This window comes from Colwellia sp. E150_009, assembly GCF_053543955.1.
The window spans coordinates 18,831-33,318 of sequence record NZ_JBHFOM010000021.1 but is presented as its reverse complement, the minus strand read 5'-3'; the positions used below and the strand labels follow the sequence as shown (position 1 = coordinate 33,318).

At 35.5% G+C, this 14,488-nt stretch carries 14 protein-coding genes; 5 read left to right on the top strand and 9 right to left on the bottom strand.

Going from position 1 to position 14,488, the window contains the following annotated elements; all coding sequences use genetic code 11:
* Nucleotides 1-176: 176 nt before the first annotated feature.
* The 8 genes from ACE1OF_RS10865 to lrp form a co-directional block, all read right to left on the bottom strand.
* On the bottom strand, nucleotides 177-1,319 hold the full coding sequence (locus tag ACE1OF_RS10865) for a M14 family metallopeptidase (RefSeq protein ID WP_448894457.1): 1,143 nt from the start codon (nucleotides 1,317-1,319) through the stop codon (nucleotides 177-179).
* A 105-nt stretch (nucleotides 1,320-1,424) separates the two neighbouring features.
* Nucleotides 1,425-1,931 carry a TlpA family protein disulfide reductase gene (locus tag ACE1OF_RS10860; RefSeq protein WP_448894456.1) on the bottom strand — a complete coding sequence of 169 codons (507 nt, stop codon included), beginning with the start codon at nucleotides 1,929-1,931 and terminating at the stop codon, nucleotides 1,425-1,427.
* A gap of 195 nt (nucleotides 1,932-2,126) precedes the next feature.
* On the bottom strand, nucleotides 2,127-3,407 hold the full coding sequence (serS, locus tag ACE1OF_RS10855; RefSeq protein WP_448894455.1) for a serine--tRNA ligase: 1,281 nt from the start codon (nucleotides 3,405-3,407) through the stop codon (nucleotides 2,127-2,129).
* A gap of 50 nt (nucleotides 3,408-3,457) precedes the next feature.
* Complete coding sequence (crcB, locus tag ACE1OF_RS10850) at nucleotides 3,458-3,859, bottom strand: fluoride efflux transporter CrcB (protein ID WP_448894454.1); 402 nt, start codon at nucleotides 3,857-3,859, stop codon at nucleotides 3,458-3,460.
* Nucleotides 3,852-5,261, bottom strand: a complete 1,410-nt coding sequence (locus tag ACE1OF_RS10845) for a replication-associated recombination protein A (protein ID WP_448894495.1) — start codon at nucleotides 5,259-5,261, stop codon at nucleotides 3,852-3,854. Before ACE1OF_RS10845 ends, crcB begins: the two co-directional genes overlap by 8 nt.
* Nucleotides 5,262-5,366: 105 nt before the next feature.
* Complete coding sequence (gene lolA, locus ACE1OF_RS10840; protein ID WP_448894453.1) at nucleotides 5,367-6,098, bottom strand: outer membrane lipoprotein chaperone LolA; 732 nt, start codon at nucleotides 6,096-6,098, stop codon at nucleotides 5,367-5,369.
* A gap of 23 nt (nucleotides 6,099-6,121) precedes the next feature.
* Nucleotides 6,122-8,545, bottom strand: a complete 2,424-nt coding sequence (locus ACE1OF_RS10835; RefSeq protein WP_448894494.1) for a DNA translocase FtsK 4TM domain-containing protein — start codon at nucleotides 8,543-8,545, stop codon at nucleotides 6,122-6,124.
* 192 nt (nucleotides 8,546-8,737) lie between these two features.
* Entirely contained in the window at nucleotides 8,738-9,220 is a 483-nt protein-coding gene (lrp, locus tag ACE1OF_RS10830; protein ID WP_448894452.1) for a leucine-responsive transcriptional regulator Lrp, read from the bottom strand.
* A gap of 171 nt (nucleotides 9,221-9,391) precedes the next feature.
* Here lrp and ald point away from each other — a divergent pair, with 171 nt between their 5' ends.
* The 5 genes from ald (at nucleotide 9,392) to infA (ending at nucleotide 13,656) form a co-directional block, all read left to right on the top strand.
* Nucleotides 9,392-10,510 carry an alanine dehydrogenase gene (gene ald, locus ACE1OF_RS10825; RefSeq protein WP_448894451.1) on the top strand — a complete coding sequence of 373 codons (1,119 nt, stop codon included), beginning with the start codon at nucleotides 9,392-9,394 and terminating at the stop codon, nucleotides 10,508-10,510.
* 267 nt (nucleotides 10,511-10,777) lie between these two features.
* On the top strand, nucleotides 10,778-11,725 hold the full coding sequence (gene trxB / locus ACE1OF_RS10820) for a thioredoxin-disulfide reductase (protein WP_448894450.1): 948 nt from the start codon (nucleotides 10,778-10,780) through the stop codon (nucleotides 11,723-11,725).
* Nucleotides 11,726-11,810: 85 nt separating this feature from the next.
* Nucleotides 11,811-12,548: a leucyl/phenylalanyl-tRNA--protein transferase gene (gene aat / locus ACE1OF_RS10815; RefSeq protein WP_448894449.1), complete on the top strand. Its 738-nt coding sequence runs from the start codon at nucleotides 11,811-11,813 to the stop codon at nucleotides 12,546-12,548.
* Nucleotides 12,541-13,257 carry an arginyltransferase gene (locus ACE1OF_RS10810; RefSeq protein WP_448894447.1) on the top strand — a complete coding sequence of 239 codons (717 nt, stop codon included), beginning with the start codon at nucleotides 12,541-12,543 and terminating at the stop codon, nucleotides 13,255-13,257. The genes aat and ACE1OF_RS10810 overlap by 8 nt, the downstream gene beginning before the upstream one ends.
* Before the next feature lie 180 nt (nucleotides 13,258-13,437).
* Nucleotides 13,438-13,656, top strand: coding sequence for a translation initiation factor IF-1 (infA, locus tag ACE1OF_RS10805; protein WP_011043571.1), 219 nt, complete (start codon nucleotides 13,438-13,440; stop codon nucleotides 13,654-13,656).
* A 266-nt stretch (nucleotides 13,657-13,922) separates the two neighbouring features.
* Here infA and ACE1OF_RS10800 read toward each other — a convergent pair whose 3' ends face one another.
* On the bottom strand, nucleotides 13,923-14,432 hold the full coding sequence (locus ACE1OF_RS10800; RefSeq protein WP_448894445.1) for a DUF3087 family protein: 510 nt from the start codon (nucleotides 14,430-14,432) through the stop codon (nucleotides 13,923-13,925).
* Nucleotides 14,433-14,488: the final 56 nt, after the last annotated feature.

Genomic DNA, 14,488 nt, shown 5'->3' with positions numbered 1-14,488 from the left:
TGACATAGTATTCAATAATTAAATTAATTATGTCTTTGTAAATCATTCATAAGTCAATGCTAAAACTTAACTACAATTATACTGCTCGGGTGTAATCCGACAAAAAAGGGTAATTAATTACCCTTTATATTGTCACAGATAGATGAACAAAATGCTTAAGCACTAGGACTAACTTTTTATCTTAAATCATCTATCATATGATAGATACCTGTTAAGAAATCACGTCCTAATAAGCTGCTTCTAATATCTGACCAACCCATACTATAATCAGGCAATAAATCATTGTCTTTAAATGGCATTTCGATAGTATAAGCTAAACACTTAAATTGATTACCAACCCAATTTGTACCAACAGTTGGGTTGGCTTTACCAGGCTCATCTTTATCATAACCGCGTTCATCTTGAAATTCAGGCGTTAATGATAATAAAATGGCTTTAAATTTATCTTCAAGTGCTTTGTGTCGTTCATTATAATTTACAACGCCTTCACAACCTGCTAAAAAATTTACGGGGAGTGCTTCGTCACCATGAACATCTAAAAACATATCAATGCCTGTTTCAAACATTTTTTCACGTACCAAAAATACTTCAGGACTACGCTCCATACTTGGTTCTAGCCACTCTCGGTTTAAGTTGGTGCCCACCGCATTAGTGCGCAAGTGACCACGAACACTTCCATCAGGATTCATATTAGGCACAATATAAAACACAGCTTTGTTTAAAAGTGAACGGGCAACACCATCATCTTCGTCAAGTAAACGATCTAAGAAGCCTTCAATAAACCATTCTGCCATGGTCTCGCCAGGATGTTGGCGTGCAGTTAACCAAATAACACGCTTACCTTCGCCCTCTTCCCCAACTTTAAGTAAACTAATATCTCGGCCATCTAAGGTTTGTCCTAACACTTGTAACTGACAATCTAAATGCATTTGCGCATTGTGTAATAAGTCTTGATGGCGTTCATAACTATAAGGAGAGAAATAAGCAAAATACACTGAGTCGTATTCAGGTGTTAACGTAATTGTTAGTTTTTCACCATCGTAAGTCGTGGGAACACGAAACCAGTGATCACGATCATAAGACGCTACCGCTTGATAATCTTTCCACCCTTCTACATAGGCTGATTTACCAGCATTTATTATATGAAGTACATGTTCTTTACGCTCTTGAATTGGCGTAACATCTGTCTGTAATTTAAAATGAAACCATTGATAAAATTCAGATTGATTGTCGTGTTTTATTTCTAGTTGAATATTGCTTGCATCACTTGCATTAATAACACGAATGTTACCGCTATCAAAGTTGTCAGAAATTTGCATGAAAAAGGTACCTGTTTCTTTTGTGCCAAGTAAATCATGGCACATAATAAATTAAAAATACAAAAACAGTGTACACAAACATTGCTATTTAAACCACAATGAACACTATAAAGATCTCAAGTAAAGGCCAAGCTCTGAAGAAAACCCCATAGACTTCCTAATAACAAAATTATCTTCGCTTATTACGTAGTAACTTGGGTACGCTGAAATTGAAAAAGCCTTTTTTATTTTTTCATTACCGAGCGCTATTGGAAACGTAAGCTCGTGTTCTTGTGTAAAATCTATTACATCCTGTTTATTAACATAATCAAGTGCAACCGCAATCACATCAAGCTGAGGATTTTTTTCATACAACGCTTGTAAATTGCCAATACTGATATGGCAAATGCTACACCAAGGGGCGAAAAAATAAATAACAGTTTTTTTGCCTTGCGAATTTAATGGTATTGTTTCATCCATGATTGTTGGAACTTTTGTAAATAATAAATTATTTTCTGCTTCTACTTTCGTGTCTGTAGGTAACATATCACTTTCGCGAAAATAAGAAGCTAATTGAAATATCAAGAAAAAAATCAATGCTTGAAACAAAAGATTACGTACTGTAGATAACAAGTGTTTTCCTTAAAATAATGAATAGATTCTAAAAGATAAGACCTAAACAGTGTGATTTTATTACACAAAATAGTAATAAACCTGAGTTCAGGTTAATAAAAAAGCTACTAGCAAAATACTAGTAGCTTTCAATTTCACATACTGCAGAAAATAGATATGTTATTAAAACAGTGTGACTTAAACATTCTTCATTAATTAACTAATATTAGTTAAACCATTCATATAAGGTTGTAATACTGTAGGAATATCAATACTACCATCAGCTTGCTGATAATTTTCTAAAATAGCAACTAAAGTTCGCCCTACTGCTAAGCCTGAACCATTTAATGTATGTAATAATTCTGGTTTGTTTGTTTCACTACTACGATAACGTGCTTGCATTCGACGTGCTTGGAATGCACCCATATTTGAACAAGAAGATATTTCACGATAAGTATTTTGTGCTGGTAGCCACACTTCCAAATCAAAAGTTTTTGTAGCGCTAAAGCCAACATCACCACTGCACAATGCCATTGTGCGATAAGATAGCTCTAGTTTTTCAAGAATTGCTTCTGCGTGTGCTGTTAATTCATCTAATGCTTTGAACGAATCTTCAGGTTTAACTAATTGAACCATCTCTACTTTGTCAAACTGATGTTGACGAATAAGACCACGAATATCTCGGCCGCCTGAGCCTGCTTCACTGCGGAAACATGGGGTATGAGCCGTCATTTTTATCGGTAATTCAGCTTCTTCAACAATCTCATCACGGTACATATTCGTTAATGGCACTTCTGAGGTAGGTATTAAAGAAAACTGCTTTCCTGATAAATTAGTGTGAAATAAATCCTCACCAAATTTTGGTAATTGTCCAGTGCCATACAACGAATTAGCATTGACTAAATACGGTACATACATTTCTTGATAACCGTGTTCTTCTGTATGAATATCAAGCATAAATTGCGCTAAGGCACGATGTAACTTAGCAATTTTACCACGCATTACAGCAAAACGAGTTCCCGCAAGTTTAGCACCACTTTCAAAGTCTAACCCTTTATTTACTCCAAAACCTAAGTCAACATGATCTTTAACTTCAAAATCAAATTCACGTGGTGTACCCCAACGTTTTATTTCTACGTTGTCATCTTCATCTTTACCTTCTGGTACCGACTCGTCTAATAAATTAGGAATGGCACTGGCAATATCATTAATTTTTGCCAGTACTTCATCTTGTTCAGCTTTTGCGGCATCTAAGTCATTACCTAATTGGCTGACTTCAGCAAGTAATGGAGCAATATCTTCTCCACGAGCTTTTGCTTGACCAATAGATTTAGAACGGGTATTACGTTCATTTTGTAAATCTTGGGTTTTAACTTGAATCGATTTACGTTGTTCTTCTAACCCATTTAACGTCGCAGTATCAAGCGTGAAACCACGCTTTGCTAATTGTATGGCAATGTTATCTAAGTCTGTTCTAAGTTGTTTGGCATCAAGCATAATTATTCACGTTGTTTTAAGTTGAAAAATAAAATCTACAATAGTTGCTATTATTTCGCGATTGTGGAAACTAAGTAAAGCCCTAAAGCAGCAGCAGCGATACAAAGTGATACATTTAATAAAATATTAATAGCCGCTTTAAGTAAGTCTCCTTGTTGTATTAATAGTAAGGAGTCTAATGAAAATGTGGAAAAGGTGGTAAATGCACCTAAAAAACCAATACCTATTAAAGTTCTATGGATATTAATATCTAAAATTTCATGTTCTATTAATTGGTAAAGTATACCCATAATAAATGAGCCGATGATATTAACCATCAATGTGGCAAAAGGAAACCCCTTTCCAAGCCAATTTAGCACTAATTGCGAAATATAAAAACGCAAACTGGCCCCACATGCACCGCCAAGGGCAACAAAAGCATACAAGGTAACGTTGCTTATAGCGTTAGTCATAGCGTTGCTCCCGACTGTTTTGGTTTAATTGGGTTAAATAATCAAGCTTCTCTTTTAATTGCTTTTCTAATCCACGATCTGTTGGCTGATAAAATTGTGTATTAAAACCATTTACTTGATTATTTGATTGTTTACTTGCTTGAGCCAATGCTTCGGGGAAATAGTTTTCTCCCGCAGCAAACGCATTGACTTCATCATGTGCATAACGATAATCAACACCATGCCCTAAATTTTTAGTGATCTCACTGGTTGAGTTTTTTAAATGTTCAGGTACGTCTAGGGTTGCCGTTTGTTCCGCTAAAAATTTAGCTTGTTTAAATGCTGTATAAACTGCATTACTTTTGGGTGCTAAAGCCATATAAACTGCGGCTTGGGCAATAGCACGTTCGCCTTCGCTTGGCCCTACTCTATGAAAAGTATCCCAAGCATTGATAGCCAATTGCATCGCCCGAGGATCCGCATTACCTATATCTTCACTTGCGATAGCGAGTAAACGCCTAGCAACATAAAGGGCGTCACCACCACCTGTTAAAATTCTAGCATACCAATACAAAGCCGCGTTTGGATCTGAACCACGTACTGATTTATGAAAAGCACTTATTAAGTCATAAAAAGCATCGCCCCCTTTGTCATAAAGGGCTATTTTACTGCCTGCGACTTGCGCTATTAACTCAACCGAAATGGTGATCGTTTGCTCTTGTTCTGTTTGTCTATTTTTTGCTGCCATAATTAACGGATTTGTTAAGCTATCTAGACAATTTTCTAATAAATTAAGTAAACGCCTCGCATCGCCATCACTGCGATTGATTAAACTTTGTTTAGCATCATTATTGAGCAAAATATTTACCCGCTGCTCTGTAAATATAAATGCTAATGCTCTTGTTAATACTTGGGTTAATTCATCAGAATTGAGCTTTTTTAACGTGTATACGCGGGCACGAGATAAAATGGCTTGATTTAATTCAAATGCAGGGTTTTCGGTTGTTGCTCCAATAAAAATAATGGTGCCATCTTCAATAAAAGGTAAAAAAGCATCTTGCTGTGATTTGTTGAAACGATGTACTTCATCAACGAAAAGAACTGTTTTTGATTCTTTAGTATCAGTATTATTCGCACTATTTTGAGCCCTAATTTTAGCTTGTTCAATAGCAAGCCGAATTTCTTTAATACCTGAAGTAACCGCAGATAATCTAATCACTTTAGCATTGGCGTGTGTTGCAATAATTTCAGCTAAAGTCGTTTTACCCGTTCCTGGAGGCCCCCAAAAAATTAGTGAATGGCAATGACCTTGAAGAATAGATTGTCTAAGTGGGGAGTCGTTAGCAAGAATATGTTGCTGACCAACATAATTATCTAAATTTTTGGGGCGCATTTGTGCAGCTAAAGGCGCCACATGGGTCATAGATAAAGAAGAATCAGATGCCGTTATTGTTTCTGGTTCTAAGTCAAATAAGCTCGTTTGTTGTTGTTCATCTTCCACAATAATTACAAAAAACCTTATATTAGACTATTCAGAACGTTGATCATCAATTTGAACACCTTGCGGTACATTAAATTGAAATAAACTTGCTTCGGGTATAGTTTCATCTTCAAAATTAGTTAATGTAATATGACTTACCTGTCCTGTAGCATCTAAAAATGAAAATTGCTTTAAGTTACTTTTACCACTACTTAAATCAAATATTAACGTTAAACTTTTAATTTGACTATTAACATCTTTAGACATGATAACAAAACGCTCAATTGCTTCATCTGTTTCGAGCTCTTTGACCACGGTATATTGCTGCCACAAAGCTTCATCTTGGCTAGTGAGTAATAATATCGGCGTTTTGGCAATTGCGGCAGATAAAGAATACACACTAACTTGTTCTATCCATGGGTCATAAAACCAAACATTGTTTCCATCAGACACAATAGCAAGCTCGTCAGGCTCTGTTGTGTGCCAATTTGCTAAATTAGGTTTACTAATTGCTAATTTACCAGCACTTTGTGCTATTTTATCACCTGAAACGCTCTCAACTTCTTGGCTGAAACTAGCAGTAAAATGCGCTAAATTTGCTAGTTTAGTCCTTAACATACTTTTAGCGTCGGTTGCATCAGCGGTTAATTCTTGTTTTGCTACTTTTTGTACGCTTATTTTATTGTTAGCAATACCATTGGTAATAGTTTGCGCACTCGTGCTTATTGCTGTATTAAATACGAGCGTTAAAGCACATAACTTTATATAGTTGATGTTCATTCATTATCCGAAAATTAAGCGGTTTAATCTCTTATAGGTGGCGGTGCTAATACTTCACGTGCACCGTTATTACCTGCTGTTGATACGACACCTTGAATTTCCATTTGTTCAACAATTCTTGCTGAACGGTTATAACCAATTCTGAATTGTCGTTGAACACTTGAAATTGACACACGGCGCTTTTCGGTAACAAAGTTTACCGCTTCATCATAAAGACTATCTAATTCTTCATCTTCACTGCCTTCTGCCTGTTCACCCGGCAACAACATATCAGGATCATTACCACCAGCTAAAATCTCTTCAATATAATTAGGTTCACCGCGAGATTTCCAATCTTTAACCACAGCATGTACTTCATGATCATCAATAAAGGCACCATGAACCCGTGTTGGTACACCTGTCCCAGGTGGTAAGTACAACATGTCACCCATACCCAATAACTGTTCGGCTCCTTGTTGGTCTAATATAGTGCGCGAGTTTAACCCAGACGACACTTGGAAAGCCATACGTGTTGGAATATTTGCTTTAATTAACCCTGTTATTACATCAACTGATGGGCGTTGAGTTGCTAGGATTAAATGAATGCCAGCGGCACGTGCTTTTTGTGCAATACGGGCTATTAATTCTTCAACTTTTTTACCAACAATCATCATCATGTCCGCAAATTCATCAACAATAACAACAATACTCGGTAATTTTTCTAATAATGGCGGCGTTTGATCCAAACCATCACTTGGTTGCCATAATGGGTCAATAATTGGCTCACCCTCTTTTATAGCGCCAAGTATCTTTTTGTTGTAGCCTTTTAAATTTCTGACGCCAAGTGCTGACATGAGTTTATAACGACGTTCCATTTCACCCACACACCAGCGAAGTGCATTTGCAGCGTCTTTCATGTCGGTTACCACTTCAGCTAATAAGTGTGGAATACCTTCATAAACACTTAACTCAAGCATTTTTGGGTCGATCATGATCAAGCGCACATCTTCAGGGGTTGACTTGTATAACAAACTGACAATCATGGTATTAACACCCACAGATTTACCTGAACCTGTAGTACCTGCCACTAATAAATGTGGCATCTTCGCCAAATCAACTACAACGGGTTCACCTGCAATATCTTTACCAAGCACCATGGTTAAGGAAGAACTTGATTCTTCGAATTTTTCACATGAAATAACTTCACTTAAACGAACAATTTCTCTATGTTTATTGGGTAATTCCAAACCGATTACGGACTTACCTGGTATTACTTCTACCACACGCACACTAATAGCTGATAATGCACGAGCTAAATCTTTTGATAACGAGCTGATTTTACTCACTTTCATGCCGGGTGCTAAATCTAGTTCAAACCGAGTGATTACAGGACCAGGATAAACGGCAACGACACGCGCTTCTACTTTAAAGTCTAATAATTTAGCTTCAACTAAACGACTAACTTGTTCTAATTCTTCTTGATTTATCGGATTTTTAGCCTTATCAGGACGATCTAATAAATCAATTGAAGGCATGCCTTCAAATTTTTCTTCTGAGCTAGGAACCAAATTTATTTGATTAGTATCAGAACTCGTCGCTAATTCACCGCGTTGTTGTTTATCATCTTCAACATTAATTTTTTCTACCGAGGCGAAAGCAGCAGTAATTTCTGTATCATTAACATGGGCTTGTACATTCATGTTAAGTGGCTCACCCATTAAGTCATTAATATCAAGGAAAGGTTCTTGCGGTTCTTCATCAACATCATTTGACTTAATACTAAAAAATGATGTTGAGGTTTTCTTCTTAACCAAATTGGCGTTTTCGTTTGCTTCATCATGATCATTGAATGAATTTTCAAACGATGCGCTACTGGCTTTATTGTCATTTAGTTTATCATCAGGTTTTGTAGATAAATCAGCATCACCCGTACCAAATTGACTTTTAATGGTTTGTGGTAACCTTTTTAAATACATGATTGCTGCAATAGTATAGCGACCAACATCGTCAACAAAAGTAACCCACGAAAAACCTGTTAGTAAAACAAAACCAGCACAAGTAAACATTAAAAATAATAATGTGCTGCCTACAAACGAAAAATAAGGTAAAAATGTTGTGCTTAATACATTGCCTAATATACCGCCAGCAGAGAAATAATAGATATCATCAAAATTCATGCTCGCTAGAGACGTTAAACCTAAATAAAATAAAATAAAACCAATTAACTTTAAACCAATAGTTAAATAATCCAGCTGCATTAATTGGTGATATTTTTGAAATAATAACCAGCCAACAATAGCAACAACAAACGGAAGCGTATAAGCAATATAACCAAACAAATTTAATAATAAATCAGAAATATAGGCGCCTACTGCCCCACCAAGATTTCTAACGGGTGTTTGATACCCTGTTTGAGCCCAACCAGGATCAGCAGGATCAAAACTAAATAAAGCTAACATTAAAAACATGGCCAAAACGCTAAAAAAGAGCAAGCCTGTTTCGAGTATACGCTGAACACCACTTAATTGCTTTTTGGGTGACTCGGTACGCTGAGTGTTATCAAATTCATCACTGGTTTCACCAGTATTTTTCACTAGTTCTGAAGACAATTAAAATTCCATAATAAACGGGGATTAGTGATATAGTGTTAAAATAACAAATTATCGCTTAATTGGTAACATATTACTGGATTTTATTTCATCCATTACCACATAGGTTCTGCTTTCACTTACTGCAGGCAGCCTTAATAATATATCACCTAACAATTGTCGATAAGCTAACATATCTTTCACACGAGTTTTAAGAAGAAAATCAAAGCTCCCTGAAACCAAATGACATTCTTGAATAACATCTAAATTGTGCACAGCAGCAGAGAAATCATCAAAAACATCAGGACTTGTTTTTGTTAATGTAATTTCTACAAAAACTAAAAGAGAAAGTTTTAATTTAGCAGGATTAAGATTAGCTTGATAACCCGTAATATAATTTTCTTTTTCTAAGCGTTTTACACGCTCTAAACAAGGCGTAGGACTTAAACCGACACGTCTTGCTAATTCTACATTTGATAAGCGCCCTTTCTTTTGTAATTCAACAAGAATATTCTTATCAATACGATCTATATTTTTATTTTTTGTAGTATTCATGCGATATATTTAACTAAAATAATACTTAATCTTAGTATTATATATCGACTAAAGCAATATTTCGACAGGTTATTCTACGAAGTTGCTCGTATACTAGTTTTCTCTAAAACAAACAGTCTCACTAAAAAGACTGAATAAAACTACAACATGTAAAACCTAAGAGAGGAAATTATGATTATTGGTGTACCAAAAGAAATTAAAAACCACGAGTACCGCATTGGTTTAACCCCTGCTGGCGTTAAAGAATTATCAGTAAATGGTCATGAAGTTATTGTTGAAAATAATGGTGGTGCGGCCATTGGTTTTGACAATGAGCAATACATTGAAGCAGGTGCTAAAATAATTAGTGAGGCCGCTGAAATATTTGCTACCGCCGATATGATTATTAAAGTTAAAGAGCCGCAACCTGTAGAGTGTAAAATGCTACGTCCAGGTCAAATTTTATTTACTTACTTACATTTAGCACCAGACCCACAACAAACAGAATTGCTCGTTGCTTCAGGTGCAACATGTATTGCTTATGAAACTGTCACATCCTCAACGGGTGGTTTACCGTTACTAGCACCAATGTCTGAAGTTGCTGGTCGTATGTCAATTCAAGCAGGAGCACATGCATTAGAAAAAGCACAAGGTGGCTTAGGTGCATTACTTGGAGGTGTTCCAGGTGTTGCTCCAGCAGAAGTATTGATTGTTGGCGGTGGTGTTGTTGGTACTCAAGCTGCACGTATGGCGATTGGTATGGGTGCAGATGTAACAGTTTTAGATCGTTCTTTACCTCGTTTACGCCAGTTAGATACAGAGTTTGACGGCCGATTAAAAACTGTATATTCAACGGCTGATGCAATGGATCAATTAATTGTAAAAGCTGATTTGGTTATTGGTGCGGTACTTATTCCAGGCGCAACTGCACCAAAACTTGTTACTAAAAAACATATTAAAATGATGAAGAAAGGCGCTGTAATAGTTGATGTAGCCATTGACCAAGGTGGTTGTTTTGAAACATCAAAACCAACAACGCATCAAGATCCCACTTATATAGTAGATGACGTAGTACATTATTGTGTTGCTAATATGCCTGGCGGTGTTGCACGTACATCTACAATAGCACTGACAAATGCTACCCTGCCATTTGCCGTAACTATTGCCAATAAAGGTGCAAAACAAGCATTACTTGACGATGCCCATTTACTTGCTGGTTTAAATGTAGCCAGTGGTAATATAACAAATAAACCTGTCGCTGATGTTTTAGGTTATAACTATGTTGACCCAAGTATTGCCTTAAGCGCATAATCTCTAGCAATACCTAGCAAATAATATGATTTTAAATGTGTTCCTCAGTTAAATCTTGTTATGTAAAAAGCAAATTAAAGAGTACAAAGATAAGTTTGTACTCTTTTTGTTTTTAAAACTGCTTGTTTTTAAAATTTATTAAATTTAATATTCTCACTATATACCCTTGATAGAACCTCTTATCATCCCAATTAATAAAGTTATTATCTCTTTATACTTGGTAACATTACCAAAAAGTATCATTCAAAATTTCTGGAGAACTCGTTTATGAGCGACGTTAGACATTGCCCACTACTTATTTTAGGCTCAGGTCCAGCTGGTTATACAGCAGCAGTATATGCCGCACGTGCTAACCTTAACCCTGTTATTATTACGGGCATGCAACAAGGGGGTCAATTAACCACAACAACTGAAGTGGAAAACTGGCCTGGTGATGCAGACGACCTAACAGGCCCTGTATTAATGGAACGTATGCAAAAACATGCTGAAAAATTTGATACTGAAATTGTATTTGATCATATAGAATCTGTCGACTTCTCTTCAAAGCCATATAAATTAACTGGAAGCAATAATTACACTTGTGATGCATTAATTATTTGTACTGGTGCTTCTGCACAATACATTGGTTTACCTTCAGAAGAAGCTTTCATGGGACGTGGTGTATCAGCTTGTGCAACTTGTGATGGTTTCTTTTATAAGAATCAAAAAGTGGCGGTAGTTGGCGGTGGTAATACGGCTGTTGAAGAAGCGCTTTATTTATCAAATATTGCCAGTGAAGTGCATTTGGTGCACCGCCGCGATACTTTTAGATCTGAAAAAATATTAACCGACCGTTTAGCTGAAAAAGTTAAAAACGGCAATATTATATTACATACCGATCGCACATTAGATGAAGTGTTAGGTGATAATATGGGCGTAACTAGCTTACGTTTAAAAGACACCAAATCAGAAACAACAGAAGTTATTGATATTGCAGGTGTTTTTATTGCTATAGGGCACAAACCAAATACTGATATATTTAAAGATCAACTAGCCATGGAAAATGGTTATTTAACAATTCACAGTGGCAGCCAAGGTAACGCAACGCAAACCAGTGTTGAAGGCATTTTCGCAGCTGGTGATGTTGCAGACCATATTTACAGACAAGCAATTACTTCTGCTGGTGCTGGTTGTATGGCGGCATTAGATGCAGAGCGTTATCTGGATGCACAGTGATAATTGGTAAAAACAACGGCATTTTAATTGCGCAATACGCTGGGTAATTAGTCAGTGATAACAAAGCTCCACCTACAGGTTGAAAATGCTATATCAACTTAACGAGGATAACTTTATATTCCCTCCAGTTAGTTTGGCTCTCACAGAGCCAAATGGCTTACTTGCTGTAGGTGGAGATTTACAATCTAAGCGTTTAATATCTGCCTATAGCCAAGGAATATTCCCTTGGTTTAGCGAGGACGATCCCTTAATGTGGTGGTCACCAGATCCACGCGCAATTATTAACCGTAATGACCTTCGTATTAATAAAACCTTACGTAAAGTGATAAGAAAAGCCCCCTATACCATTACATTGAACACGGCTTTTGAACAAGTGATTAAGCAATGTGCCAATGCGCCTTTTCGTGATGATGGCACGTGGATCTTGCCAAAAATGCAATCAGCCTATATTAATTTACATAAATTAGGTTTTGCCCATTCAATTGAAGTATGGCAAACCATTAATGATGATAAAACTCAACCGAATAAAATATTAGTAGGTGGTTTATATGGTGTTGCTATCAATGGCCTTTTTTCTGGTGAATCCATGTTTTATAGTAAAGCTAACGCCTCTAAACTTGCGTTAATTGCATTGAGTAATTTATTACATTCAATTAAGATCGATTTTATTGACTGTCAGTTACTTAACCCTTTTTTAGCAGACATGGGTGCAGTAGAAGTTTCTCGAAATGATTTTATACTACGTAAACAAATGGTGATTAACAAGCCAATAAAGAAAAATTTTTGGATGTCAAAAGAGTTAAGCTTGGTTATTTATGAGTGAAGAAGGTTATAAAGTAGGTATAACAAAAACATTTCCTTGTAGTTATTTGCCTGGTCAAGAAGAACGGCTTTTAATTGCTGTAGATGAACGTTTACAAAACAATTATAGCTATAGTCTACTGATGACGGAAGGATTTCGTCGTACAGGTGATCAGTCCTATCGACCTCACTGCCCCGCTTGCAACGCTTGCCAATCTATTCGTATCATTGTTGATAAATTTATTCCATCAAAAAGCCAAAAACGCACAATCAAACGTAACGCTCATTGTCAGATATTAACGTCAGATTGTTTAAAAAAAGAATATTACCCATTATACGAACAATATATTAATACTTGTCATCAAGATGGCAGTATGTTTCCTGCTAATTACCAGCAGTTTGAAAGCTTTTTATCAAGTAAACTAACCAAACAGTTATTCATAGAAACATGGATTGAAGTGAATGAAATAAAACGCCTTGTTTGTGTTGCTGTAACAGACGTGTTAATCAATGGTTTATCCGCTGTTTATACATTTTATCATCCAGATTTTAAATCTTATGGATTAGGCGTGTTCTCAATTTTGACTCAAATTGAATTTTGTAAAAAGCACAAACTACCCTATTTATATTTAGGTTACCAAATAGATGAATGTCAGAAAATGAACTATAAAAATCGTTATTTTCCTTATGAAAAATTTAGTGAACAACAATGGGTTTTGGTTGAAAAATAAATATTACTCTTCTTATTTAATAAGAAAGTTCCATCTCAATTGCAAATAACCCCCTACAAAGCTTTACATTAGGGACACAATTAGGCATCATTCGCGCAGCTTTTTTTATCGGCAATATTTTATAACAATTTTATTTAAGATTATTGCTTGTTTGCACAACATATAGAGGTTTAGCGCCCCATGGCGAAAGAAGAAAATATTGAAATGCAAGGTACGGTTTTAGACACGTTACCTAACACTATGTTCCGAGTAGAATTAGAAAATGGTCATGTGGTTACTGCTCATATTTCAGGCAAAATGCGTAAAAATTATATTCGTATTTTAACTGGCGATAAAGTAACTGTTGAACTAACGCCATACGATTTATCTAAAGGTCGCATTATTTTCCGCGCTAGATAGTTTCAGATGCAAAAAACAAGAACCAGTATTGTTCAAAATACTGGTTTTTTGTTCCTGAGATATAAAATAATTTGTAGATAAAACCTTAAATTATATTTTAAAACAATAGCCATAACCTGACTTTTGTCCTTAGGCATGTTTAATATAAAAGGTTATTTAGTATAAACTTGTTTTATTATTCTGGCATCGCCATATGTACCATCCAAATCATTCATCTAAATCATTAGTACCTAACGTGACATAACCCTTTTTATTTAAAAATAAAGTTAACGATAAGAATCTAACAGCTTTTTATTAAATTGTTCAGCATTTATATTTATGCATTTGTTAGTAATTGTTTCTTGTAAATCATTAAGCTGTTTATCAACATTAGCAATGGTTAACGTATTATCATCAAGTTGATACACTTGTTGTAAGCTTTGATAGTAAAATAATAAAATAATCATCGCATTAGTTTCGTCATTCTCAACACCTGCTTTGATTTTTTTTAATTTTCTGTAGATCAAATTTTGTATTTGTTTCAATTGCCATACGTAATAAATTTCTACAAAAAAAGCTGAATTTTTCAAAGAATGTAAAATGGCCGCACACGCAAGTAAAGCTAAAATAACGCCAAGTAAGTTGTATCGAAAATTATTAAGATCTTCTTGCGCAAAAAGTGCGATAAGTAACTGCCCAAACACGAGTGCTAAGATTAGTAAAGTAATGATAAATCCAGCGATAACTGTATTTAAGTGTTTACGGTAACGTGTTTTATTTATGTTTATTAACTGCATTGAAAAGTTGATTCCTAAGAGAATGACAAATAATTTTTATGAGAATATCTGCTGTA

What these genes read in the sequence shown, in the direction of transcription:
- ACE1OF_RS10865 (WP_448894457.1), bottom strand. Translation starts at nt 1,319, where the DNA reads ATGCAAATTTCTGACAACTTTGATAGCGGTAACATTCGTGTTATTAAT.
- serS (WP_448894455.1), bottom strand. Translation starts at nt 3,407, where the DNA reads ATGCTTGATGCCAAACAACTTAGAACAGACTTAGATAACATTGCCATA.
- crcB (WP_448894454.1), bottom strand. Translation starts at nt 3,859, where the DNA reads ATGACTAACGCTATAAGCAACGTTACCTTGTATGCTTTTGTTGCCCTT.
- ACE1OF_RS10845 (WP_448894495.1), bottom strand. Translation starts at nt 5,261, where the DNA reads ATGACCCATGTGGCGCCTTTAGCTGCACAAATGCGCCCCAAAAATTTA.
- lolA (WP_448894453.1), bottom strand. Translation starts at nt 6,098, where the DNA reads ATGAACATCAACTATATAAAGTTATGTGCTTTAACGCTCGTATTTAAT.
- ACE1OF_RS10835 (WP_448894494.1), bottom strand. Translation starts at nt 8,545, where the DNA reads ATGTTTTTAATGTTAGCTTTATTTAGTTTTGATCCTGCTGATCCTGGT.
- lrp (WP_448894452.1), bottom strand. Translation starts at nt 9,220, where the DNA reads ATGAATACTACAAAAAATAAAAATATAGATCGTATTGATAAGAATATT.
- ald (WP_448894451.1), top strand. Translation starts at nt 9,392, where the DNA reads ATGATTATTGGTGTACCAAAAGAAATTAAAAACCACGAGTACCGCATT.
- trxB (WP_448894450.1), top strand. Translation starts at nt 10,778, where the DNA reads ATGAGCGACGTTAGACATTGCCCACTACTTATTTTAGGCTCAGGTCCA.
- aat (WP_448894449.1), top strand. Translation starts at nt 11,811, where the DNA reads ATGCTATATCAACTTAACGAGGATAACTTTATATTCCCTCCAGTTAGT.
- ACE1OF_RS10810 (WP_448894447.1), top strand. Translation starts at nt 12,541, where the DNA reads ATGAGTGAAGAAGGTTATAAAGTAGGTATAACAAAAACATTTCCTTGT.
- infA (WP_011043571.1), top strand. Translation starts at nt 13,438, where the DNA reads ATGGCGAAAGAAGAAAATATTGAAATGCAAGGTACGGTTTTAGACACG.
- ACE1OF_RS10800 (WP_448894445.1), bottom strand. Translation starts at nt 14,432, where the DNA reads ATGCAGTTAATAAACATAAATAAAACACGTTACCGTAAACACTTAAAT.